The organism is Halanaerobium sp. ST460_2HS_T2, from assembly GCF_003337665.1.
GTDB lineage: Bacteria > Bacillota > Halanaerobiia > Halanaerobiales > Halanaerobiaceae > Halanaerobium > Halanaerobium kushneri.
The window spans coordinates 115856-136257 of the sequence record NZ_QPJF01000003.1; the positions used below are offsets into that span (position 1 = coordinate 115856).

Here is a 20402-nt window from a genome sequence, read left to right on the forward strand (position 1 = left end):
AACTATTAATCTTATTTTTCCTGCCTTGAGAATAAATTAACCCCAACTAAATTAAGTTGAGGTTAATTAAAGGGGTATTAATTTAAAATTAATTTAAGTTTTCTACAGCTGCTCTTTCAATTGACAGACCAGCTTTATATCTTTTCATAAACTCTTCAAAACCCTGAACATCTTCCGGATCAGGTTTGATTACCTGTTCACTTTGGCCAGTAAAAATATACTGGTTAAGAAAATCTTCCAAAGTCTGATTTTCTTCTCTATTTAAATGATATGAAGCCAGAAGTGCTATTCCCCAGGCTCCACCTTCTCCAGCAGTTTCCATAACTGAAACAGGAGCATTAACTGCTGCTGCCATAAATTTCTGAGCTACACCTTCAGTTTTAAATAATCCACCATGGCCAAGCATTTTGTCAAGTTTAACATTTTCTTCTTTTAAAAGAATATCCATTCCCATCTTCATTGCACCTAAGGCACTCTGAAGATTAACCCGCATAAAATTAGCCAGATTAAAATTATTGTCTGATTCCATTGTAAATAAGGGACGTCCTTCTTCAAACCCAGTTATATGTTCACCTGATAAATAACCATAAGCTAAGAGACCTCCACAATCTTTGTCTCCTTCTAATGCTTTATTATATAAAGTCTCATAAAGATTATTGATCTCTACTTCAAATCCTAACTCCTCAATAGCCTCTTTAAAAACATTGATCCACTTATCTAAATTAGATGAACAATTATTTGAATGAGCCATAGCAACCAGTTTACCAGTAGGAGTCATTACCAGGTCAAGCTCGGGGTGTGGTTTAGAAAGTTCATCTTCTAAAACTACCATTGCAAAAACTGAAGTTCCTGCAGATACATTACCAGTTCTTGGAGCAACACTATTTGTAGCAACCATACCGGTTTCGGCATCTCCTTCTGGAGGACACATTAAACTTCCAGCTTCCAGAGTCCCTGTTGGATCAAGTAGTTTAGCACCTTCCTTAGTCAAAGTTCCTGCATTTTCACCTGCTTTTAATGTTTGTGGCATAATATCTTCAATTTTCCATTCAAAGTTTTGAGATTCAACTAATTTGTCAAATTGATTGAACATTTGCTTATTAAACGAAGCAGTTTTAATATCAATTGGAAACATACCAGAAGCATCCCCCACACCTAGCACCTTTTCACCTGATAACTTCCAATGAACATAACCTGCTAAAGTAGTCATATATTTTAGTTTACTTACATGTTCTTCTCCATTTAAAATTGACTGATACAGGTGAGCTATACTCCACCTCTGGGGTATTGGATATTCAAATAATTTAGTTAATTTTTCACTTGCTTCCTCTGTAATATTATTGCGCCAGGTTCTAAAAGGAACGAGTAAGCTGTCATCCTCATCAAAAGCAAGATATCCGTGCATCATTGCACTAAATCCAATTGAAGCAATTCGGGTTATTTCTACACCATATATTTCTTTTACCTTTTTTACTAAATTCTTATAACTTACCTGAAGACCCTCCCAGATCTCATCCAAGCTATAAGTCCAGATATCATCTATATAACTGTTTTCCCAGCTGTAACTGCCTGTGGCAATAGTTTTATTTTCTTTATCTAATAAAACTGCTTTAATCCTGGTTGAACCAAACTCAATTCCCAGAACTGTATTTCCATTTTCTATAGCATTCTGATTAGCTGCAGTCATTGATTTAACCTCCTAAATATCATTTTTCCTGTCCATAATAGGCGTTTTTACCATGTTTTCTTAAAAAATGCTTATCAAGTAATGTCTGATCAATCTCCTGAAGAGCTGGATTTAAGTTAACAGCCCGATAAGCCATTTTAGCAACTTCTTCCATCACAACCGCATTATGAACAGCATTTTCTGCATCTGTTCCCCACGAAAACGGACCATGATTATTGACCAGAACTCCCGGACGTTGAGTTGGATCTATATTCTTGAATGTTTCTACTATTACTTTACCTGTATCTCTTTCGTATTCTCCGTTAATCTCTTCTACCGTCATTTTACGAGTACAGGGAATTTCTCCATAAAAATAATCAGCATGAGTCGTTCCAAAAGCAGGAATTCCTTTACCTGCCTGAGCCCAACTGGTAGCCCAGCTAGAATGGGTATGTACAATCCCACCAATTTCTTCAAAGTTTTTATATAAATAAAGATGGGTTGCAGTATCTGAAGATGGTTTTAAATCACCTTCTACTTTTTTCCCATCAAGATCTACCACAACCATATCAGCAGCTGTCATTTGATCATATTCTACTCCACTCGGTTTAATTACAAACAGACCTTTTTCTCTATCTATACCACTGACATTGCCCCAGGTATAGGTTACTAATCCTCTTTTTGGTAATTCAAGATTGGCTTTTAAAACTTTTTCTTTAAGTTTTTCTAACATTTTTTTCCCTCCCAAAAGTATCAGATTTCTATAATACTTTTATAATAATTTAAATTCCTCCATATAAACAACTTTTGACAGTTCAAAAGGGGGTACTTTATTATTACTATCAAAAAGCGTTTATATGGAGAGAATTATTAATGAGAAATTTATTTAAATATCTCTTAATAAAGATATTTATCTTATTAGTAATTTTACTTTTTTAAACCAACTTCAAATTTACTTCAATTTATAGTAAACATCATTCCATTTTAATTCTTTTTTAAAATCATTTACTTCTGTATCAGCATCAATTGTAAGCAGCTCAATATCTGCTATTTCAGCAAAGTCTCTTAAATGTTCAGTTGTTACAGCTTTTGAAAATCCTGTATGGTGAGCCCCTCCTGCATAAATCCATGATTCAACTGCTTCTCTAAGTGTTGGCTCTGCCTTCCAGAAAACTCTGGCCACAGGTAATTCGGGCATATCATGTTCAGGAGCTTCAACCTTAACTTCATTAACTATCAGTCTAAACCTATTACCCATATCAATAATTGTTGCATTGACCGCCGGCCCAGAAGCAACATCAAAAACTAATCTTGCTGGGTCTTCTTTTCCACCTATTCCTAAAGGATGCATTTCCAGGTTAGCTTTACCATCAGCAATACTTTCACAGACTTCTAACATATGGGCACCAAGAACTTTGGTATCTTTAGGATCAAGATGATATGTGTAGAATTCCATAAAAGAAGTTCCACCTTCTAGTCCATATCCCATAACCTTCATTGCTCTCACTAAAGCTGAAGTTTTCCAGTCTCCTTCACCACCAAATCCATATCCATCTCTCATCAATCTCTGCACTGCAAGTCCAGGAAGCTGTTTCATACCGTGTAAATCCTCAAAATTTGTAGTAAACCCTTTAAAGTTTCCTTCTTCCAGGAACTTACGCAGACCGATTTCAATTCTTGCTGATTCTTTTAAAGACTCTTTCCCTTCACCTTCCAGCAGTCCTTTTTGCACATTGTACTCCTGTTTATATACTTCTATTAGCTCAGCAATTTCTGCTTCATCAACAGCATCAATATATTCTACTAAGTCACCAATACCATAATAATGAACTTCATAACCAAATTTCATCTGAGCTTCTACCTTATCACCTTCAGTAACAGCAACATTACGCATATTGTCACCGAATCTCACAAATTTCGCTCCCTGTGCATCTGCCCAGGCAGCAGCCGCTCTGGTCCAGACACCAATTCTACGCTGAACTTCTTCATCCTGCCAGTGTCCTGCCACTACTTTACGGTTCTTACCTATTCGGCTGACCATAAAACCGTATTCGCGACCACCATGTGCAGCCTGGTTGGTATTCATAAAGTTCATATCAATCTCATCCCAGGGAATATCCCGATTAAATTGAGTATGCAAATGCAGCAGTGGTTTCTGCATTGCTTTTAAACCTGCAATCCACATTTTAGCAGGTGAAAAAGTATGCATCCAGGTAATAAGACCGATGCACTGATCACTGCTATTAGCCTCCAAAACTACTTTCCTGATCTCTTCTGCAGTGGTTACTACACTTTTAAACTTAATTTCTACTGGAATTTCCCTAGCGGCAGAAAGCCCCTCCGCTATTTTTTTACTATTTTCCTCCACCTCTTTTAAAACACTATCTCCATAAAGATGCTGACTTCCAGTTACAAACCATAATTCCTGTTTTTCAAAGATATTTTTCATTTTTTTCCTCCTTATTACTTTAATATATATTATTAACATTAAAGTATTTTATTTATAATTAAAATTTAATTTAAAATTTTTACTATTAATTAAATTCTCGATAAAAGAACCAAGAATTTAATTAATAGGGAGAAGCTTAAGCCTCTCCCTAAATGTATCTATTTATTCACCCATATAAAATTCAACATTGTCCTGAGTTACTAAGTTTACACCAGTATCAACATAATCAGGTAGTGGGTTAATTCCAGCTTCCTGCCAGTTTCCATTTTCAATTGGATTTAAAAGTCCTTCTTTTAAGTGGAAGAGGAACATTTGTCCCCAGTAACCCATATTCCAGGTTCCCTGAGCTAATGTTGCATCAATAACTCCTGATTCAACAAAATCAAGTGTACCAGGATCAGTATCAAAGCTTACAATGTCAATATTATCTACCATATTAGCTTCTTCTACTGCAGTTGCAGCACCTACACCTGTAGAAGCTTCAGTTGTAAATACTCCTACTAAATCAGGATTAGCCTGAATCATTGAACCCATTGCTCTAGCAGAAGCAGCCTGATCTGATTGACCATCCTGTACTGAAACAACTTCCATGTTAGGATAATCATTAGCTATTGTTTCCTGAAAACCACGAGCTCTTTCTTCGTGATTTAACTGACCAGGGATAGTTATTAAACCAAGGTTACCTTCTTCATCATTAAGATCAGCTAGATAATTAGCTGCTTTTACACCAGCTTCATAGTTTGAAGTAGCTAAGAAAGAATAACGATTAGAATTAGGAGAATCAGCATCAAAAGTTACTACAGGAATTCCCGCTTCCATTGCTCTGTTAATTGGTCCTACAAGAGCATCAGGGTTGATACATGTTAAAAGAATACCAGCTGGCTGCTGAGAAATAACCTGTTCTAAAACTGTAACCTGCTGATTGATATCATAATCAGTGGCGCCAGTATAACGAGTGGATACTCCCAGATTTGCAGCTGCTTCTTCCATACCTCTGTAAGCAGGTTTCCAGTATTCAATACCAGAAACAAAAGTAACCATTACATACTCATCTTCCATACTACCCTGTAGTGGAGAATCGCCCTGTGCGGCTGCCATACCAACAAAACTGAGTGTTAAAGCAAAAACCATAACTAAAACTAATAATTTTTTCAAACTAAATCCCTCCATATTTTTATTTTATTTAAAATGTGTTTAAACACATTTAAATAATCTTATTTATTTACTGCCATGGACCTTCATATCTATTATTACAGCACTTAGAAGTACTAAACCAACAACTAACTGCTGCCAGTAAACAGATACGCCTAAAAGAACCAGAGCATTATTAACCAGACCAACAAGTATAATCCCTAAAAAAGCACCAAGAACAGTTCCTTCTCCACCAGTAAGACTAGCTCCACCAATTACAGCACCAGCAATAGCTCTTAATTCAGCGCCAGTACCAACAGTAGGTGTAGCTACTCCAAAACGAGCCAGATTTAAAATCCCGGCAAAACCAGCTAAAGAAGAACATAAAATATAAACCATTATTTTAGTTTTATTTACATTTATTCCAGAAAATTTAGCTGCTTCTTCATTTGAACCTACATAATAAATTTTTCTAAAAGTTTTAGAATTTCTCATTAAGAAGTCCATTACTATAACTAAGAGTATTAAAATTAAGCCAGGATTTGGAATTCCAAAAGTCTTCCCCCCACCGATAAAATCAAAAGTTTCCGAAATCTGACCGATACTAACAGGTGAACCTTTGGTGATAATATAGGCCAAACCACGACCAATAGACATCATACTTAAAGTTGTAATAAATGGGCTTAATTTTATTTTAGTAATAAATTGCGAAATACTGAAACCAATCAAAACGGATAAAACCATTGAAATTAAAACTGATAACCAGATATTCAAACCCAGAGTTACCATTGTCATTCCGGCAAGTACATTGGCAAAAGCCATAACAGAACCAACAGAAAGGTCAATTCCGCCAACAACTAAAACTAAAGTCATTCCTACTGCCAGGATTCCATCCATTGATAAACCAATCAAAGTAGTATTTATATTATAAGTACTTAAAAAACCTGGGGCCATGAAGCTTAATAAAGCCGCAAAAACTATAATTATAAGTGCAAGTGAAGCTTCTCGTAAACCAAATAACTTTTTTAGAACACTAGAATTCTGTGTGTTTTCCATTCCCTTATATCCCTCCATTTTTTAGTTTTCAAAATCATTTTTTCTACCAGAAGCATACATCATAACTTCTTCTTCGGTTGCTGTGTCAGCATCTAATTCTCCAACTAATTTACCTTGATGCATAATTAAAATTCTATCACTCAAACCTAAAATCTCAGGTAATTCAGAAGATATAAACATAACTGCATGACCATTATTAGACAACTCTCTTAAAGTTGTATGAATTTCAAATTTAGCTCCTACATCAATACCTCTGGTAGGTTCATCTAAAATTAAAACTCTTGGATCTACAGCTAACCATTTAGCAAGCAATACCTTTTGCTGATTCCCACCACTTAAACTCTTAACTGGCTGATCTAAACTTGCATATTTTGTATTCATAATATCAACAAATTTACCACCAACATCTTTAACTTTTTTCTTTTTTACCAGTGAATTTTCAGATACCTGTTCTAAATCAGCAGCTACAACATTTGCATTCAAATCCATATCTAAAAATAGTCCCTGCTCTTTTCTGTCTTCGGTAATATAAATTAAACCCTGATCAATATTTTCGCGGGTATTATTAGCAGTTATATCTTTACCAAATAATTTAATCTTTCCACTGTCAGGCTGATTGATCCCAAAAACAGTCTGCATTGCTTCAGATCTTCCTGCACCAATCAAACCAAACAAACCAACAATTTCTTTTTCATTAACTTCAAAACTAATATTTTCAAATTCATCTTTTCTACTAATATTTTCAACAGTTAGAATATTTTGACCAACTTCAGTTCCTTTATCTGGATAAGCCTGGTCAAGCTCTCTCCCCACCATCATCCGAACAATATCATCAGGATCAACATCTGCTACTCTGCCATCTCCAACATGAACTCCATCTCGCAAAACAGTAAAGCTATCACATATCTGAAAAATTTCTTTAAGTCTATGACTTATAAAAAAGATTGCAATACCTTCTTTTTTCAATCTTAATAAATTATCAAATAAAATCTGCGACTCAGATTCTGTTAAAGAAGATGTTGGCTCATCAAGAATTAAAATTTTTGCATTGATTGATAATGCTTTAGCTATCTCAACCATTTGCTGTTCTGAAATTCCCAATTTACCCAGAGGCTGCTTAACATCGATATCAAGATTTAATCTTTTTAATACTTTTTCAGCCTCCTTACGCATTTCCTTAAAATTAACCATGCCTCTTTTTTTCTCCGGCACACGTCCCATAAAAATATTCTCGGCAACACTTACTTCTGGACAGAGACTCAATTCCTGGTGAACAATACTTATTCCTTTTTCCTGTGCTGTACGAGGGTCCAGGTTAGTTAATTTCTCACCTTCAAATATAATTTCTCCTTCATTTGGCTGCAAAATCCCGGTCATAATATTCATTAAAGTTGATTTACCGGCACCGTTTTCTCCACAAACTGCCTGAATCTCTCCGGGCTCAATTTTTATATTCACATCTTTTAGAGCCTGAGTTCCATAAAATGACTTACTAATTCCCTTCATTTCTAAAAGTTTGTCCATTTGAATTTAACTACCTCCTTCTTAGCTCTTTACATGAATCTCTAACTACCAGTTCTGGATCATATAAAAATCTTGGTTTTTCAACTCCAATTTCTATCATATTAAATAATAGTCTGGCTGCATGTCTACCTAAATCTTCTTTAGGATGTCGGACTGAAGTAAGCCTGACATTTGTTGCCGTGGCCAGAATTGAATCATCAAAAGAAACTACAGAGATGTCTTCCGGAACCTTTAGTCCTTTATCAATTATCGCCTTAACTACATCTACAGCAATCTCGTCATTATAACAGACAACCGCTGTTGGCTGATCCTGATGAGATAACATTTTATCCATCCAGTGATAGGGATAAGATGAAATTTGACTTGTTATATATGTTCCAACATCTGCTGATTCTGAATCAATACCATAATCATTTAAAGCCTTTTTAAAACCTTTAAGCCTAAAAACTCCCTGTAAATCATCCTCCTTAAAAATCCCAGCAATATTTTTATGCCCAAGCTGCAATAAATACTGAGTTGCTTTATAGCCACCCTTATAATCATTGACAATTGCGTAAGATGGGTTTAATTCTCTGTAATAAGCATTTAGCATAACAAATGGGATATTTTTTTCTTTTAATTCTCGATAGAGGTCCATGTTGTGAGTATCTATTGCACTTTTGGTGGGTTCAATAATTAATCCATCTACACCGTTGTCAATAACTTTTCTTAAGTGCTTTCTTTCTTTATTTGGATCATTATCAGTATTAGCAAGTGTCATTGTATAATATTTTGAACTTACTACCTCTTCAATACCTGAAATTATATTTGGAAAAATATAATTGGAAAGATAAGTAGTTATCACTGCAATCTTTTTCTCTTTAACTTTATTTTTAGAATCTTTATAAAAAGTACCTCGTCCCCGCTGACGGTAGACAACATCATCTTTTTCAAGCTGATCTAAAGCCCTTCTAACAGTATCTCTACTAAAATCAAATTTATTAGCAACTTTTGATTCTGATGGCAATAATTCTCCATCAGATAATTTATTTTCAGTAATATACTTTTTATAAAAATCCACAATTTGTTTATACTTTGCTCTAGCCATAGTACCACAACTTTCCCTACAATTAGTTTATTTGTATGTACCTTTAAATTTATTATATATTAATATTCTGAAAAAATCAATAATATTTTTAAAAAATATTAAATAATTTAATAAGGGAGCAGAATAAATACCTCCTTTTTTAATAACATTTAATAATGACTTATAATTTTTAAATCATTATATACAATTTAACATACATTAGTTACAACTTGTATGTACCTTTATCAAATAAATTATACTACAATATTCTGAAAAAATCAAATATTTAATTAATACAATAGCTTAATTTTTTTTACAATCAAATTTTACCCATAAAAAAACCAGCACCTCTTTAAAATTAAAAAGGAACTGGTATTTTAAAAAAATATTAACTTAAGTTAAATTATTTTAATTTTTAAGACTCTGCAGAGGTGCGGGAATTCTTCCACCTCGAGCAATAAAGTCAGCACTTGAATATTCACTTACTTTCATAATTGGAGCTCTTCCAAATAAACCTCCATAAACTACTTCTTCACCAACATCCTTATCAGGGACAGGAATTACCCTCACTGCTGTTGTTTTATGATTAACCATACCAATAGCTGCTTCATCAGCAATGATTGCAGAAATTGTTTCTGCAGTAGTTTTTCCGGGAACAGCAATCATATCAAGTCCAACCGAACAGACTGCTGTCATGGCTTCCAGTTTTTCCAAACTTAATGAACCTTTTTCAACAGCTTCAATCATACCTGCATCTTCACTAACAGGAATAAAGGCTCCACTTAATCCACCAACATGAGAAGAAGCCATTACACCACCTTTTTTTACTGCGTCATTTAACAAGGCCAGAGCAGCTGTAGTTCCATGAGCACCAGCAACTTCTACTCCCATTTCTTCTAAAATACGAGCAACACTATCACCTACTGCTGGAGTTGGAGCCAGCGAAAGATCAACAATTCCTGCAGTAACTCCCAGCATTTCTGAAGCCTCTTTTGCAACTAACTGGCCCATCCTGGTAATTTTAAAAGCCGTCTTTTTAATAGTTTCTGCAACTAGATCAAAGGGTTCTCCTTTAACTTTAGTCAAAGCTGATTTTACGGCCCCCGGGCCAGAAATACCTACATTTATCATACATTCACCTTCACCAACCCCGTGAAAAGCACCAGCCATAAAAGGATTATCCTCCGGCGCATTAGCAAAAACAACCAGTTTACTGGCTGCCACTCCACCATTATCGGCTGTAAGTTCGGCACATTTTTTTACTACTTCACCCATCTGAGCAACTGCATCCATATTCAAACCAGCTCTGGTAGTACCAATATTAACGGAAGAACAGACTCTTTCTGTCTGAGCCAAAGCTTCCGGAATTGAAGAAATTAGTTTCTTATCAGCTTCTGTCATTCCCTTATGAACCAGAGCTGAAAAACCACCAATAAAATCAACTCCCACTTCTTTAGCAGCTCTATCCAGAGTTTTAGCAAATTCTATATAATCCTGATCATTACTAGCAGCTGCTACAAGTGAAATTGGAGTCACTGAAATTCTTTTATTGATGATTGGAATATCATATTTCAGCTCAATTTCCTCTGCTGTTTTAACTAAATCACCCGCATATTTGACAATTTTATTATAAATTTTTTCTCTTGCTTTTGCTCCATCACTATCTGCACAGTCACTTAAGGAAATCCCCATAGTCACTGTTCTAATATCCAATTTTTCTTCCTCTAACATCCTAATTGTTTCCATGATCTCATATGTATTTATCATTTACTCACTTCCTCTCAAACTTAAATATTACTCTAATTTTAGCTACACTTAAATTCGGTGCATTGAGCGAAAAATATCTTCATGCTGTAATTTAATTGAAACTCCTAATTTTTCGCCTTTTTGCTTTAATTTCTTTTTTAATTCCTCTAACGGAATTTCTAAAGAATCCAGCTCTACAAGCATAGTCATAGTAAAATAATCGTCCAGTATTGTCTGACTGATATCAAGAATATTTACTTTTTCCTCTGCTAGAAGTGAACTCACCTCAGCAATAATCCCAATTTGATCAACACCAATTACACTAATAATTGCTTTCACAAAAATCTTCCTTTCTCTTCTAGAATAATACTCCCAAACTCTCCTGCTCTAATTTAATAGCTTATAATTCTTATCACTTATCTTATCATTTATTTAATTTCTTTACAACAAAAACCACCGGCATAATTACCGGTGGCACCAATATCTCATATTATTTTTATATTTAGAATATAAATTATTTTAAGTCTTTAAATCTATCTTTTAAATCTCCATATAAATTCTGATAAATTTTATAGTTCTGATTATATTTATCAACATTTTCTGCTATTGGTTCAACTGTCTTAACTACATCCACTAAATCCTCTACAATTGATTCGAAATCAGAAAATACTCCTGCTCCTACCCCTGCTATTATTGCTGCTCCAAAAGCCGGTCCCTGTTCAATATTTAGAAGACTAATTGTTTCGCCAAAAATATCTGCTGTTATCTGCTGCCAGAGTTCACTTTTAGCTCCTCCACCAATTAAGCGAATCTCTTCAATTTCAACTCCACGTGCCTTGATCAACTCTAAAGAATCTCTTAAAGCAAAACTTACTCCTTCCATTACACTGCGGATAAAGTGGCCTCTTTTGTGTTTACCCGATATACCAAAGAATACTCCTCTCGCATCTGCATCAGCATGAGGTGTACGCTCACCATATAAATAGGGAAGAAATGTAAGTCCTTCACTGCCAGCTGCCACTGACTCAGCTTCTTGATTTAACTGCTCAAAACTAAGTTCATCATTAAACAGCTCTTCTTTCATCCACTTAAATGACATTCCAGCCGAAAGCACAACCCCCATCATATAGTAACTTTCGGGCACTGCATGATTAAAGAGATGAATTCTGCCTTCTGGATCTGCTTCCGCCTGATCGGTCTGGGCTACAACTACCCCTGAGGACCCCAAACTGGCCATCACTCGCCCAGCTTTAATGATACCACTACCAACTGAACCACAGGCATTATCAGCTCCCCCAGCTACTATCTTAGTTGAAGTTGACAGGCCAGTCTTTTCTGCTGCTTCTGTTGTTACAGAACCAACTATATCAATCGATTTTAAAACAGGTGGCATAATGGAAGGGTTTAACTCCAGTCTATTTAAAATTTCTTCTGACCAGTCCTCTGCTTTAACATCACAGAGAAGTGTCCCAGCTGCATCAGATAAATCCATTCCCAGTTTGCCACTCAATTTATATCTTATGTAATCTTTGGGCAGCAATACTTTTTCCAATTTTTTATAGTTTTCCGGCTCATTGTTGCGAAGCCATAATATCTTTGGAGCTGTAAATCCTTCTAAAGCTGGATTGGAAACTAAACTGGCTAACTCTTTAATTCCACCAACCCGCTCATAAATTTCTTCACATTCAGCTGATGTTCTGGTATCACTCCAGAGTATTGCCGGTCTAATCACTTCCATATTTTCATCCAAAAAAACTGAACTGTGCATCTGACCAGAAAAACTAAGTGCTTTAATTTTTTTAGCTTTGATTTCGTTTTCTAAAATTAAATCTCTAATCACTTTTTGACTCGCCTGCCACCAGTCCTCCGGATTCTGTTCTGCCCAACCTGCCTGTGGGGTTGACAGAGGATATCCCTCACTGTTTTCGGCAATAATTTCACCATTTTGATTCATTAAAAGTGCCTTAACTGCACTGGTTCCAATATCTAAACCTAAAGTATACTGCAAAATAAACACCCCTCATTAAATATCCAAAAAAATCCTTTTTATCCTAATAAAATTAAGTCACAATCTCTACACTAAGATTAAATATCTGAGCTGCCAGACCATAAACAGTTGCCAAACCTTCCAACTCGGTAAACTTAAGATCTGCAAACTCACGTGAGATTTTCAAAGATTTTTGATCCACAATTTGATTAATATTTTCCATCAAATAACCTTCAGCCCTAATAATTCCTCCTCCAATTACTATGTGTTCAGGACTCAAACTATTGATTATATTTACCAGACCTATTCCGATATTGCAGCCGCTTCTTTTAATAATGCTTTTTAACTTTTCGTCTTTTTCAAAATCAAGCTGGTAAATCTGATCAATACTTAAATCTTTGCCCAAGTATCTGTTAACTTCATCACGTAAAAACGACTCAGAAGCCAGAGTTTCCCAGCAGCCATCATTTCCACAGTGACATTTGGGCCCATCACTATCAATGATTAAGTGACCAAATTCACCGGCATTACCACTGGCACCTGTATAAAGCTTTCCGTCAAGCAAAATTCCACAACCAATACCTTCATTAATTGAAACAAAGACTAAATTTTCAATATCTGGATAAACAAATTCCTTTTCTCCGATCACAGCTGCTTTTGCCTCATTTTCCAGCAGCACCGGAAAGTCAAAATAACGGGCATAAAATTTAGGTATCTCTAAATTATTCCAGCCCAAATTAGGAGCAAATTCCAGACTTTTATCTTCTCTATTAATTAAAGCTGGGACACCAACGCCTAAACCCAGAATTTTATCACGCTTAATCTGATGTTTTTCCAGTAAATTTTCAATTTCATCTTTAATTTTTAAAAGATTAGATTCTGCATCCTTTTGATGATCTATGGCAATATTCTTTCCTTCTAGAATTTCAAATGCCAGATCAAATAAATATAATTGACTGTGATTAACACCTATATTTAACGATATCATATAACCTTTTTTCGGATTCACTTTAATATAAACAGGCTTGCGCCCCCCATTAGAACTTCCCTTTTCAGTTTCAATGACATACTCGTCTGCAATTAATTTTTTCACATGATTGGTAATTGTAGCAGCACTATAACTAGTATTCTCTGCTAACTCTTTGCGAGTTATAGGTCCATGGCGATGGATAATTTTAAATATTGAACCCTGATTTAAATTGTGAATAAAAGTTGAATTTCCTACACGCTGTTTGTTCATAAATATCAATCCTTATCTCCTTATTAATTTAAGTTTTAATTTAAAGCTTAAATTATCTTCTGTATTATATATTCTCGCTTTTAAATAATATTCCTGCTTTTTAAGAAAATTTTTTAAAATTTAATTCAAATTAGTCCAAAAAATCTTCCCTTTGAGGCGTAAAAACATCAAGAATAACTGAATCTTTAAGCGCTTTAACTCCATGTTCCACATTTTCTCCTGCATAAAAGCTATCACCAGCAGTCAAAACTTTTTTCTCATCACCAACTTCTACTTCAAACTCACCTTCTAAAATATAACTGATCTGTTGATGCTTACTATGACTATGTTTTTCACCAATTCCACCTTTATTAAAATGAACTTCTACAGCCATCATTGAGCCACCACGACTCAGTATTTTTCTCTTAACTTTAGCTTCCAGCTCTTCAAATTCAATTTCACTATTTTTAACAATTATTTTTTCCACTCTTTCCTCTCCTCACCTTAAGCATTTAGTAATTACAATTATTATCTATATAATATTTTCTCATAAAATTTATTTTAAAGCAATATTTTAGCAGACATTAGTCTAATTATTTTAAGACTTAAATTTTTTTATTTAATTGAGTTGAATTAAAGGAGAAAAATAACTGATAGTGAATATATTAAATAAGATAAAACTAATAACTTAATCACAAAAAGTGAAATTTGAAAAGGGAGTGAATAATAAATGAAAGTTTTATTTATTGGAGGTACAGGAACTATTAGTAAAGCAGTGTCAGAACTGGCTGTTAAAAAAGGAATAGACTTATATTTATTCAATCGAGGTAATAGTAATCATCTGGCTCCAGCAGAGGCAAATATTATTGAAGGGAATATCAGGAACCCGGAAGAAGCAAAACGAAAACTGCAAAATCACCACTTTGATGCTGTGGTTGACTGGGTTGCTTTTACTCCTGAACATATTAAAAATGATATTGAAATTTTTAGAAATAAGACAGATCAATATATTTTTATTAGCTCAGCATCTGCCTATCAAAAACCTCAGACAAGTTATTTAATCGATGAATCAACTCCACTTGCTAATCCATACTGGGAATATTCGCAGAATAAAATTGCCTGTGAAAATATTTTAATGGCTGAATACCGGAAACACGATTTTCCCATTACTATTATCCGGCCCTCTCATACTTACGGCAAACGCTCAATTCCGGCAGCTTTAAACAGTCATCAGGCTCCCTGGTCACTGGTTGACAGAATGCGCCGCGGTAAAAAAATTCTGGTTCATGGAGACGGCAGCTCACTCTGGACAATGACTCATAATACTGATTTTGCTAAAGCTTTTGTTCCCTTACTGGGAAATATGCAAACTCTTGGTCATGCTTTCCAGATTACTTCAGATGAAACACTAAATTGGAACCAGATATTTAAAGCTATTGCCAGAGCAGCAGGTGTAGATAATCTCGAGCTGGTTCATGTTGCTTCTGAAAAAATTGCAGAATATGATCAAAGCTTCAGAGGATCACTGCTTGGAGATAAGGCAGTGAGTGTTGTATTTGACAACTCTAAAATAAAACGTTTTGTACCCCAATTTAAAGCAACCGTACCGTTTGCAAAGGGAGTAAAAAAATCAATTAATTGGTTTGATAATCATCCAGAAGCACAACAGATTGATCAGGACTGGAATATATTAATGGATAAAATAATTACTGAAAATAGGAGGTAATATGCTTAAAAATAAGCTAATTAAAGAACTTGAGCAGTATTTTGCAGATGATCAAAAAAGAATCCAGCATGCTCTCAAAGTAACTGATTATGCAGAAAAACTAATAAAAGCTTTTAAGGAAAAGTATCCAGATAAAAATATAAATGAACAGGTAATTATCTATACTGCAGTTTTACATGATATTGGAATTAAAAATTCAGAAGTTAAATATGGAAGTAGTTCCGGGCACTATCAGGAAATTGAAGGGCCCCCGGTTGCCAGAAAGATAATGAAATCACATAATATTGATTTTGAAACGATGGATGAAGTTGCTGAAATTATTGCTCATCACCATACACCAGGTAAAGTAAGCAGCAATAATTTTAAATTACTTTACGATGCTGACTGGCTGGTCAATTTGCCAGAAGTTTATAATTTAAATAAAAAAAATACAACTGAAAAAGAAAATTTGATCGAGAAAATCTTTCTGACTTCGACAGGAAAAAAGATTGCCAGAAAAGAATTTTTAAATAATTACTAAACTGGTCCATAAGTAAAGCTCCCTGACTCAGGATTAAACCCGGGTGGGGAGCTTTTTTGATGGGTCAAAATCAGAATTTTGACTACTTCTTTATACTTGTAAAATTTTAAATATTACTGGATATCAATTAATACTAAAGAATAAAAAAAGACACTCCCGGGATAAGGAGCATCTTTTCTGCAAATATTAAACTAATAAGGAGATATTTGCTTTTAGTATCATCTAATACTTTGTATTACTTTATATTAAATATTATCCTTTTTTGGCTTATCCCATCAAAAAGTTGGGAAGCCAGAGGGTTAAAGCAGGGACAAAGGATAATAGTAATACCATAATTACGAGTACTGCATAAAATGGCATTAGTGACTTTGCTATTTTTTCTATTGGAGCATTTCCAATTGAACAACCCACAAATAAAGTTGAACCTACTGGAGGTGTTAAAAGACCTACCCCAAGATTAAGCATCATCACAACACCAAAGGTAATGGGATCCATTCCAATACTTTTTACAACCGGTAATAAAATAGGGGTTGCAATTAAGATCAGTGGAGCCATATCCATTATTGTACCAAGGAATAATAAAATTAAATTAACTAATAACATTATGATAATTGGATTATTTGATAAATTTAATAATGCATCTGTAATCATGCCAGGCACCTGTAGATAAGACATCATCCAGGCAAAGGCACTCGAAGTCGCAATAATTGCTACAACCATAGCTAGAGTACTCAATGAACTTCTTAAAATATCAACAAATCTGGAAATCGGTATATCTTTATAAACAAAGAAAGTTATAATAAAAGCATAAACTGCAGCTATAGCTGCTGATTCAGTGGCTGTAAAAATACCGGTAGTTACTCCACCAATGATGATAACAGCTGTTAAAAGACCAAGTACACTATCCCGAGTTATCCGTAATGCTTCTTTAAAAGAAACAGTTTCTTCTCTCGGATAATCTCTCTTAACGGCAATTGCATAACTTAAAATCATCAAAGCAATTCCCAGGAGAACTCCAGGAACTATACCTCCCAGAAACAATTTAGCTACTGAGATTCCACCGCCAGCGGCCAGAGAATAAATAATCATGTTGTGGCTGGGTGGAATAATAATACCCTGAACAGAAGAAGTAATGGTCACATTGATAGAATAATCTTTATCAAAACCTTTTTGCTCCATCATAGGAATCATAATTGAACCAATAGATGAAACATCAGCTACAGAAGAACCAGAAATTCCTCCAAAAAACATACTGGCCAGAATATTAACCATAGCCAGTCCACCGCGCATCCAGCCAATAATTACATTAGAAAATTTAATTAATCGATCTGAAATACCACCTTGACCCATTATTTCACCTGCAATAATGAAAAATGGAATTGCCATCAGGGAAAAGGAATTAATTCCTTTAACCATCTGCTGCATGACTACCATTGGTGGTAATCCAACATAAAAAGCTGTAAACATTGTTGAAAGTCCTAAACTGAAAGCAATGGGGATACGAATAAAAAGCATAAATAAAAAAGAACCTAATAATATTATTACCGCTGGATCCATTAATTTTCCCCCTTTGCTTTTTTATTTTTTTCTGTTTCAGACTGAATTGTAAGATGTTCCTCTCTCAAAATACCAAAAAATTTAGCAGCAGAATAAAGAATAATTAAAATTCCGGAAAGAGGTAACATAATGAACAAAAGCCCTCTTGTCCATTGTGTAGCGGGCAAAACTGTAGTTTTAGTAGCATTATAAAGTTCCCAGCCGTATTTTAACATAAAAAAACCAAAAATACCTACTAGAATATCCTCAATCTTATAAATATATTTTTGATATTTTTCTGGAAACAAACTCATAAAAAATTCAATACTTAAATGAACTGAATTTTTTACCCCCAGTGCCATACCTAAAAATCCAAACCAGATCATCATTAACAAGGCAACTTCGTCTGACCAGCGAAAAGTAAAATTAATTGTATATCTTGTAAAAACAGTTGTACTGACAATAACTATCATTGCAACCAAAAAAATCATAGCAATATAGCTGATGAATTTCTCAGTATTATCTAAAATTTTATTTAGAAACCCCTGTTTTTCTTTTTTTTCTTCCATAAAACTCACCCTTTTTTAAGAGGTGGAAGGAAAATTCCTTCCACCTTCATTTACAAATATTATTTAACTTAATTTAGTTTAAGTTAGATTAATATCAGTTTATTCTTCCATTTCAAAGTTTAAAATACTATTTAATAAATCTTCATATCCTTCACTGTACTTAGGATAAAGACCTTTAACTTTGTCCTGGAAAGCCTGCTTTTGTTCAGGAGTTAAAGTAGTAATTGTAGCGCCTTCTTCTACAGCTAATTTTTTAGCTTCTTCAGTACGCTTATCCCAGGCTTCACGCTGTACTTCAGTAGAATCTACAGCAGCCTGCTTAATAATTTTCTGATCTTCAGCACTTAACTTATCCCAGGTAATCTTACTCATGATTATTAATTCTGGAATACGGTTATGTTCATCTTCAACAAAATTAGGTGCAACTTCATGGTGACTGTTGTAATACCAACCAGGATAATTATTTTCACCAGCATCTACTACACCAGTCTGCAGTGCACTGTAAACCTCACCCCAGGCAATTGGAGTAGGTGAAGCACCAAGAGCCTCTACCATATCCATCATTAACTGACTTTCCTGAACACGAATTCTTAAACCTTCTAAATCTTCAGGACTTGTAACTTTTTTGTCAGCAGTATAAAAACTACGAGCACCAGCATCATACCATGTTAAACCTACAATACCAGCGTCTTTTAAACCTTCCAGGATACCTTCGCCAATTTCGCTCTGTAAAACCTGGAACATATATTCTTCACTTGGATATAAATATGGAAGAGATAAAACGTTCATCGCAGGCTCAAAGTTAGCCATAGGAGTAATTGATGTTCTAACAAAATCAATCGCACCAAACTGAACCTGTTCAATTGTAGAACTTTCGTCTCCTAAAATTCCACCAGGATAAACCTCAATCTTAATTCTACCATCTGTTCTTTCTTCAACCAGACGAGCAAATTCTTTTGCACCAACAACTGTAGGATAACCTTCGGGCTGATTATCTGCCAGACGTAAGGTCATTTCCTGAGCTGAAACTGCAAATGAGAAAATCAAAAGACTAGCTAAAACTAACACTAAAACTTTTTTCATTGTTTTTCTTCCCCCTTAATTTATTTTCTATATTAATTGTATCAGGAGATATAGACAAAAACTATAGACTAACTTGTTATCTTATTCATTTCTTTGTTTGTTTTCAGAAAATTAAAGACATCAAATTAAATTATTGAAATTTGCCGGGAGAAATACCTGTATATTTTTTAAATGCACGACTAAAATAATTACGATCTGAATATCCAACTTCACAGGCAACAACTTTAATTTTTTCTCCTTCTTTTAATCTTTTCTTGGCCTCTTCCATTCTAACTTTGATTAAATAATCCTTATAATTAATTCCTTCCACTTCTTTAAACAACTTACTTAAATAATATTTGCTAAAAGAAATATAATCAGCTACATCATCCAAACTAATATCTTCTTTATAATTTTCGTCAATATAATCTTTGACAGTTTCTATAATCTGTACTTTCTGTTCTTTTGCATTATTACAAAGATCATCTACCAAATTTTCTATAATCTGCTCAAAATATATTTTTAATCCTTCCAGATTATTGATCAGTTCAATTTCACTTTCTAAACTCTGCATTTCTAAAAATGGCTGTTGTTCATTATAATATTCCATCAATCTTCGGTTTAAGAAAATTAAAAATCTCCTTAAAAATGATTTAATCCGGCTTAGATTATTTTTTTCTTCCTTTAATAAATAATTATATATTTTATTAAATTCTTTTCGAGCCAGTTTATAATTTTTATCAATTATCTTAGCAAAAACTTTCTTTTCACTCTGATAGGGATAATTATTAATTGAAAATTGAGCATCAGCAGTAGATTCTTTTGTCTGATTGTAAATTTCACTAATTCTATTAAAATCCGAAGAAATACTGCTCTTATTTATCAGTATCTTTTCTTCTCTATTTTTAATCGAATTCTCAATTTTTTTATATGCAATTGATTTTAATTTTTTTTCCAGCTGATTATCAATAATTAAAAAGATGCTGTTAATTAATCCATTATAAGAAATAATAGCATCAAAATAATTTTTTAATTTTTTTCGAATGTAATTAAGCGAATTTCATAAAAATAAGCCTTGATATAACAAAGATTTTAATGATATAGAAAGGGCTTCACCCCATTCTTGTCGAATTAAATAGTAGCAC

General features: G+C 34.1%; 18 protein-coding genes. 2 read left to right on the plus strand and 16 right to left on the minus strand.

Annotated features, from left to right (window positions below; genetic code table 11):
* Positions 1–88: 88 nt before the first annotated feature.
* The 12 genes from DFR80_RS02555 to DFR80_RS02610 all read right to left on the minus strand — a co-directional run bounded on the left by DFR80_RS02555 (position 89) and on the right by DFR80_RS02610 (position 14331).
* Positions 89–1687, minus strand: a complete 1599-nt coding sequence (locus DFR80_RS02555) for a xylulokinase (protein ID WP_114489132.1) — start codon at positions 1685–1687, stop codon at positions 89–91.
* Positions 1688–1706: 19 nt separating this feature from the next.
* Positions 1707–2399 carry an L-ribulose-5-phosphate 4-epimerase gene (gene araD / locus DFR80_RS02560; protein ID WP_114489133.1) on the minus strand — a complete coding sequence of 231 codons (693 nt, stop codon included), beginning with the start codon at positions 2397–2399 and terminating at the stop codon, positions 1707–1709.
* A gap of 219 nt (positions 2400–2618) precedes the next feature.
* Positions 2619–4115, minus strand: coding sequence for an L-arabinose isomerase (gene araA / locus DFR80_RS02565; protein ID WP_114489134.1), 1497 nt, complete (start codon positions 4113–4115; stop codon positions 2619–2621).
* A 162-nt stretch (positions 4116–4277) separates the two neighbouring features.
* On the minus strand, positions 4278–5246 hold the full coding sequence (locus tag DFR80_RS02570) for a substrate-binding domain-containing protein (protein WP_369862562.1): 969 nt from the start codon (positions 5244–5246) through the stop codon (positions 4278–4280).
* Between the two features lie 87 nt (positions 5247–5333).
* Positions 5334–6302 (minus strand): ABC transporter permease, encoded by a 969-nt coding sequence (locus DFR80_RS02575; protein ID WP_076544338.1) that lies wholly within the window; start codon positions 6300–6302, stop codon positions 5334–5336.
* Between the two features lie 21 nt (positions 6303–6323).
* Positions 6324–7826: a sugar ABC transporter ATP-binding protein gene (locus DFR80_RS02580; protein WP_114489136.1), complete on the minus strand. Its 1503-nt coding sequence runs from the start codon at positions 7824–7826 to the stop codon at positions 6324–6326.
* A 10-nt stretch (positions 7827–7836) separates the two neighbouring features.
* Positions 7837–8913: a GntR family transcriptional regulator gene (locus tag DFR80_RS02585; protein ID WP_076544340.1), complete on the minus strand. Its 1077-nt coding sequence runs from the start codon at positions 8911–8913 to the stop codon at positions 7837–7839.
* 387 nt (positions 8914–9300) lie between these two features.
* Positions 9301–10659, minus strand: coding sequence for a PFL family protein (locus DFR80_RS02590; protein ID WP_114489137.1), 1359 nt, complete (start codon positions 10657–10659; stop codon positions 9301–9303).
* 48 nt (positions 10660–10707) lie between these two features.
* Entirely contained in the window at positions 10708–10977 is a 270-nt protein-coding gene (locus DFR80_RS02595) for an ACT domain-containing protein (RefSeq protein WP_114489138.1), read from the minus strand.
* 175 nt (positions 10978–11152) lie between these two features.
* Positions 11153–12646 carry a xylulokinase gene (gene xylB / locus DFR80_RS02600; protein WP_076544345.1) on the minus strand — a complete coding sequence of 498 codons (1494 nt, stop codon included), beginning with the start codon at positions 12644–12646 and terminating at the stop codon, positions 11153–11155.
* Between the two features lie 52 nt (positions 12647–12698).
* Positions 12699–13865, minus strand: coding sequence for an ROK family transcriptional regulator (locus tag DFR80_RS02605; RefSeq protein ID WP_143414015.1), 1167 nt, complete (start codon positions 13863–13865; stop codon positions 12699–12701).
* A 130-nt stretch (positions 13866–13995) separates the two neighbouring features.
* Positions 13996–14331 (minus strand): cupin domain-containing protein, encoded by a 336-nt coding sequence (locus tag DFR80_RS02610; RefSeq protein WP_199505761.1) that lies wholly within the window; start codon positions 14329–14331, stop codon positions 13996–13998.
* 243 nt (positions 14332–14574) lie between these two features.
* Here DFR80_RS02610 and DFR80_RS02615 point away from each other — a divergent pair, with 243 nt between their 5' ends.
* Both DFR80_RS02615 and DFR80_RS02620 read left to right on the plus strand, forming a co-directional pair.
* Positions 14575–15570, plus strand: coding sequence for an SDR family oxidoreductase (locus DFR80_RS02615; RefSeq protein ID WP_076544347.1), 996 nt, complete (start codon positions 14575–14577; stop codon positions 15568–15570).
* 1 nt (position 15571) lies between these two features.
* On the plus strand, positions 15572–16090 hold the full coding sequence (locus tag DFR80_RS02620) for an HD domain-containing protein (RefSeq protein ID WP_076544348.1): 519 nt from the start codon (positions 15572–15574) through the stop codon (positions 16088–16090).
* Between the two features lie 267 nt (positions 16091–16357).
* On the opposite strand, the gene DFR80_RS02625 is transcribed toward DFR80_RS02620, so the two are convergent.
* The 4 genes from DFR80_RS02625 to DFR80_RS02640 form a co-directional block, all read right to left on the minus strand.
* Positions 16358–17647, minus strand: a complete 1290-nt coding sequence (locus tag DFR80_RS02625; RefSeq protein ID WP_076544349.1) for a TRAP transporter large permease — start codon at positions 17645–17647, stop codon at positions 16358–16360.
* A complete protein-coding gene (locus tag DFR80_RS02630) occupies positions 17647–18195 on the minus strand; it encodes a TRAP transporter small permease (protein WP_076544350.1) in 549 nt (182 codons plus the stop codon). The genes DFR80_RS02625 and DFR80_RS02630 overlap by 1 nt, the downstream gene beginning before the upstream one ends.
* Positions 18196–18294: 99 nt before the next feature.
* The gene (locus DFR80_RS02635; RefSeq protein WP_114489139.1) at positions 18295–19278 is read right to left on the minus strand and encodes a TRAP transporter substrate-binding protein; all 984 of its coding nucleotides are present in this window, start codon (positions 19276–19278) and stop codon (positions 18295–18297) included.
* Between the two features lie 130 nt (positions 19279–19408).
* Positions 19409–19867: a helix-turn-helix transcriptional regulator gene (locus DFR80_RS02640; RefSeq protein ID WP_114489140.1), complete on the minus strand. Its 459-nt coding sequence runs from the start codon at positions 19865–19867 to the stop codon at positions 19409–19411.
* Positions 19868–20402 lie beyond the last annotated feature (535 nt).

Bases quoted from the DNA above. Each gene is read 5' to 3' on its own strand.
- DFR80_RS02555 (WP_114489132.1), bottom strand. From the start codon at position 1,687: ATGACTGCAGCTAATCAGAATGCTATAGAAAATGGAAATACAGTTCTG.
- araD (WP_114489133.1), bottom strand. From the start codon at position 2,399: ATGTTAGAAAAACTTAAAGAAAAAGTTTTAAAAGCCAATCTTGAATTA.
- araA (WP_114489134.1), bottom strand. From the start codon at position 4,115: ATGAAAAATATCTTTGAAAAACAGGAATTATGGTTTGTAACTGGAAGT.
- DFR80_RS02570 (WP_369862562.1), bottom strand. From the start codon at position 5,246: ATGGTTTTTGCTTTAACACTCAGTTTTGTTGGTATGGCAGCCGCACAG.
- DFR80_RS02575 (WP_076544338.1), bottom strand. From the start codon at position 6,302: ATGGAAAACACACAGAATTCTAGTGTTCTAAAAAAGTTATTTGGTTTA.
- DFR80_RS02580 (WP_114489136.1), bottom strand. From the start codon at position 7,826: ATGGACAAACTTTTAGAAATGAAGGGAATTAGTAAGTCATTTTATGGA.
- DFR80_RS02585 (WP_076544340.1), bottom strand. From the start codon at position 8,913: ATGGCTAGAGCAAAGTATAAACAAATTGTGGATTTTTATAAAAAGTAT.
- DFR80_RS02590 (WP_114489137.1), bottom strand. From the start codon at position 10,659: ATGATAAATACATATGAGATCATGGAAACAATTAGGATGTTAGAGGAA.
- DFR80_RS02605 (WP_143414015.1), bottom strand. From the start codon at position 13,865: ATGAACAAACAGCGTGTAGGAAATTCAACTTTTATTCACAATTTAAAT.
- DFR80_RS02615 (WP_076544347.1), top strand. From the start codon at position 14,575: ATGAAAGTTTTATTTATTGGAGGTACAGGAACTATTAGTAAAGCAGTG.
- DFR80_RS02620 (WP_076544348.1), top strand. From the start codon at position 15,572: ATGCTTAAAAATAAGCTAATTAAAGAACTTGAGCAGTATTTTGCAGAT.
- DFR80_RS02625 (WP_076544349.1), bottom strand. From the start codon at position 17,647: ATGGATCCAGCGGTAATAATATTATTAGGTTCTTTTTTATTTATGCTT.
- DFR80_RS02630 (WP_076544350.1), bottom strand. From the start codon at position 18,195: ATGGAAGAAAAAAAAGAAAAACAGGGGTTTCTAAATAAAATTTTAGAT.
- DFR80_RS02635 (WP_114489139.1), bottom strand. From the start codon at position 19,278: ATGAAAAAAGTTTTAGTGTTAGTTTTAGCTAGTCTTTTGATTTTCTCA.
- DFR80_RS02640 (WP_114489140.1), bottom strand. From the start codon at position 19,867: ATGGAATATTATAATGAACAACAGCCATTTTTAGAAATGCAGAGTTTA.